Origin of the sequence: Streptomyces torulosus (genome assembly GCF_001419765.1) — a bacterium.
Taxonomy (GTDB): Bacteria; Actinomycetota; Actinomycetes; order Streptomycetales; family Streptomycetaceae; genus Streptomyces; species Streptomyces torulosus.
In genome coordinates, this window is record NZ_LIRK01000263.1 from 1 (window position 1) to 4,199 (window position 4,199).

Consider the following 4,199-nt stretch of genomic DNA (forward strand, 5'->3'; position numbering starts at 1 on the left):
GCCAAGGCGTTCGGCATCTACGGGGCCATCGCGGGCAGCGGCTCGGCGCTCGGCCTGATCTCGGGCGGTCTGCTCACCGAGCACCTCGACTGGCGCTGGTGCCTGTACGTCAACGTGCCCATCGCCGGCGCCGCCCTGGCCGGCGCGCTCGTCCTCCTGCGGGACCACCCCCGCGCGAGGGGCGCCCGGCTCGACGTACCCGGTGTGCTCCTCGGCTCGGGCGGTCTGCTCGCACTCGTCCACGCCGTCGGCGAGGCGGAACCGCGCGGCTGGTCGGACCCCCGGGTCCTGACCCTCCTCACGACGGGCGCCGCCCTCCTGGCGGGCTTCGTCCTCCGCCAGGGCGCGACCCCGTACCCCCTGCTCCCCCTCCACATCCTCAAGGACCGCGACCGCGCGGGCTGCTTCCTGACGATCTCCCTGGCCACGGGCGGTATGTTCGGGATGTTCCTGTTCATGACGTACTACTTCCAGGTCGTCCTCGGCTACCCGCCGATGCGGACGGGGCTCGCCTTCCTGCCGCTCACCGCCGCGATCATCACCGGCTCGACCCAGATCTCGGCCCGCCTCATGCACCGCGTGCCGCCCCGCCTCCTCATCGTCCCGGGCACGCTGCTGACCGCGACCGGCATGGCCACCCTGACCCGGCTCACGGTCGACTCGGCCTACGTCACCGGGGTACTCCCGGCCCTCGTCCTGATGGGGGTCGGCATGGGGATGACGTTCATGCCGGTCTTCTCCACCGCCACCGCCGGGGTCGCCCCGCACGACTCGGGCGTCACCTCCGCGACCGTCAACACCGCCCAGCAGGTGGGCGGTTCCCTCGGCACGGCACTGCTCAACACCATCGCCACCACCGGTGCCACGGCCTACGTCACCGCCCACGGCCGCACCGCCGCCACGGCCCGCGAGAGCGTCGTCCACGGCTACACGACCGCCCTGTGGTGGGCCGCCGCCATCCTCCTCCTCGCCGGCGCCCTCGCCGCGACGACGATCACGGCGAAGGCCCCCCGCCACGCCCCCGCCTGACCGGGCCGGCCGGGGACGACCCGGCCGACGTCAGTGCCGCCCCGCCACCCGGTCCGCCCAGCGCGCCAGCCGTGACGACTCCGCGCGCAGCGAGGCCGTCTCGCGCCGGTCGGCGGTGCGGTACGTGGCGTACATCCCCTGCACGCCCGCCCAGCGCAACGGCTCCGGCTCCCACTTGCGCACCCGGTGGTTCACCCACGGCAGCGAGGTCAGCTCCGTCTCCCCGCCCTGCCCCGAGTCCCGCTGGACGAGGTCGCGCAGGGTGCGGGCGGCGAGGTTGGCGGTGGCCACGCCGGAGCCGACGTAGCCGCCGGCCCAGCCGAGCCCCGTCGACCGGTCGAGGGTGACCGTGGCGCACCAGTCGCGCGGCACCCCGAGGACACCGGACCAGGCGTGTGCCACCCTCACACCGGTCAGCGACGGGAAGAAGCCGACGAGGATCTCGTGCAGCGCCTCGATCGTCGCCGGCTGCGTCCGCCCGTCGTTGTCGGTCCGGGACCCGAAGCGGTACGGCACCCCGCGCCCGCCGAGCGCGATCCGGTCGTCGTCGGTGCGCTGGGCGTACATGTACGCGTGGGCCATGTCGCCGAGCGTCTCCCGCCCGTCCCAGCCGATCGACGCCCACTGCTCGGCGGTCAGCGGCTCGGTGGCGATCATCGACGAGTTCATGGGCAGCCAGGTCCGCCTCTGGCCCTTGAGGTTGGCCGTGAACCCCTCCGTGCAGCGCAGCACATAGGGCGCCCGGACCGTGCCGTACGGGGTGACCGCGTGCCGGGGCCGGATCTCGGTGACCGGCGTCAGCTCGTGCACGGTCACCCCGAGCCCCTCGACGACGTCCGCCAGCCCCGTCACCAGCCGCACCGGGTTCAGCCGCGCCCCGTGCGGCGTCCACGTCGACCCGACGGCACCGGCGACACGGATCCGCTCGGCGGTCTCCCGGGCCCCGTACAGCTCCCGGTCGTCCTCCCCGTACGCCACCTCGTGCTCGTGGAACGCCTTGAGCCGCGCCAACTGGGCTGGGGTGCGGGCCACTTCGAGGACGCCGCCCCGGTGGATCCCGGCGTCGACGCCCTCGTCCGCCGCGACCCGCACCACTTCGGCGACCGTGTCGTTCATGGCCCGCTGCAACCGCACGGCGGCCTCCCGCCCGTGCAGCCGGGCGTACCGGTCGCGCCCGGCGATCCCGTTGTAGAGCCAGCCGCCGTTCCGCCCGGAGGCCCCGTACCCGCAGAACCGCTGCTCCAGGACGACGATCCGCAGCGCCGGCGCGGCCTTCTTCAGGTAGTACGCCGTCCACAGCCCGGTGTACCCGCCGCCGACGATCACGACGTCGGCGGTCGCGTCCCCGGTGAGCGGCTCCCTCGGCGCGGGGATGCCGGCCTGCGCGTACCAGAAGGAGATCCCGCCGTTGACGGTGGAGGCGGTCGCGTCCGTGCTGCTCATGGCCGGACGCTAACCGTTCCTTTGGACTGAGCAGAAGTGAGCCTGATCAGCCGCACGCCCCGAACGGTCTTGAGCGCACTGGTCCCCGGCGTACTCGACCCCGGGGCGGCGACACGCATCCTGTGCGTGGTCCGGGCCCGGGAGGCCGGCTCCCTGCGCGACCTGGCCTATAGGTACGGCCAGCGGCGACGGGGAGGCCCTGAACCATCCTCTGGTGGAGCAGGGGCCCCGCACGCTGACGCCGTACCCGGTGTCCCGGATCGCACGACCACGTTTAGCCCGATCAGCCCAGGACGCCGCAAGCTCACAAGTGGACGATCACACGATCGAGCTAACTCGGCCTCGTGCGCACTCTGTGGCAAGCAGCTACCACCCCTGCCGACGGGCGTTGTCTCCTTCGGATTCCGTCGTTCCCGACCCCTCGCAGGGCCGGAAATTCAAGGGATTCCGAGACGCCGCGCACGTAGGGTCGCCCGCATGATCGATGTTCCCGAGGCACTGGCCGAGACTCAGGAAGAGATCAACGGAGCGGCGGGCCGGCGGTTCGTCGCCGGGCTCCCCCGGCTGACCGCCGAGTTCCTGGACCGCTGGGGGCTGCGCCTCGACGGGACCCCCATGCACGGCATGTGCGCCCTGGTCGTCCCCGTGGTCGACACGGCCGACGGCACCCCGGCCGTCCTCAAACTGCAGATCCTCGACGAGGAGAGCGAGGGCGAGCCGGTCGCCCTGCGCGTCTGGGACGGCGACGGGGCCGTACGGCTCCTGCGGTACGACGACGGCACGGGCACCATGCTCCTCGAACGCCTCGACCCGGCCCGGATGCTGTCCCACGAGCCGGACTCCCGCAAGGCCGTCCTGGTCATCGCCCGTCTGCTCGCCCACCTGACGGCGACGCCCGCCCCGGAGGGCCTGCGGCGTCTGTCCGACATCGGGGCCGGCATGCTGGAGCGGACCCCGGCGGTGCTGGCCCGGATCGCGGACCCCGGGGACCGCCGGCTGATCGCCGACTGCGCCGCCGCCCTGCGCGAGGTGCTGGACGAGCCCGGCGACCGGCTCCTCCACTGGGACCTGCACTTCGACAACGTCCTGGCCGCCGACCGCGCCCCCTGGCTCGCCATCGACCCCAAGCCTCTCGCCGGCGACCCCGGCTTCGACCTCTGGCCCGCCCTCGACAACCGCTTCGACCCCGCCGAGGTCCGCTGGCGCTTCGACGCGATGACCGACGTCCTGGGCCTAGACCGCCGCCGGGCCGGAGCCTGGACGCTCGCCCGCCTCCTCCAGAACGCCCTGTGGGACATCGAGGAGGGCCGCGCCCTCCAACCGAACGACCTGGAGATCGCCCGCCGACTGCGCTGAACGCCCCGCCGGAGCGCGCGCGGGGCGAAGCCCCGGCCCTGGGGCGGGCTCGGCCGCCCCGGTTGGTCCCGTCACACCTCTTGCAAAGGTCCGGACCAACCGCTACTCATATCTGTTAGGAAGGTTTCCTTCTAGTTGACCGGCACCACCGGCACGACCGGCAATACCGGCACCACCGGCACCACTGGCACGACCGGCACCACTGGCACGAAGTGCCCCTCCGTCGATCCCTCGACCGCCAGGAGCCCCCCATGAGACCGGCACGATCCGTCCTGCTCACCGCCGCGCTCCTCCTGCTCGGCCTCGTCCTCACCCCCGCGTCGGCGCAGGCCACGCACCCCCCGTCCGACTCCTTTCTCTGATACACATCT

3 protein-coding genes are annotated in these 4,199 nt (G+C 73.1%); 2 read left to right on the forward strand and 1 reads right to left on the reverse strand.

All coding sequences use genetic code 11. The annotated features are described in order from the left end of the window. Window positions 1-1,029: MFS transporter (locus tag AOK23_RS19135; RefSeq protein WP_055713915.1), on the forward strand; the 1,029-nt coding region annotated here is incomplete at its 5' end. Between the two features lie 30 nt (window positions 1,030-1,059). On the opposite strand, the gene AOK23_RS19140 is transcribed toward AOK23_RS19135, so the two are convergent. Next, complete coding sequence (locus AOK23_RS19140) at window positions 1,060-2,472, reverse strand: NAD(P)/FAD-dependent oxidoreductase (RefSeq protein WP_055713916.1); 1,413 nt, start codon at window positions 2,470-2,472, stop codon at window positions 1,060-1,062. Window positions 2,473-2,949: 477 nt separating this feature from the next. Between AOK23_RS19140 and AOK23_RS19145 the strand changes: the two genes are divergently transcribed. Further along, complete coding sequence (locus tag AOK23_RS19145; RefSeq protein ID WP_055713917.1) at window positions 2,950-3,828, forward strand: aminoglycoside phosphotransferase family protein; 879 nt, start codon at window positions 2,950-2,952, stop codon at window positions 3,826-3,828. Window positions 3,829-4,199: the final 371 nt, after the last annotated feature.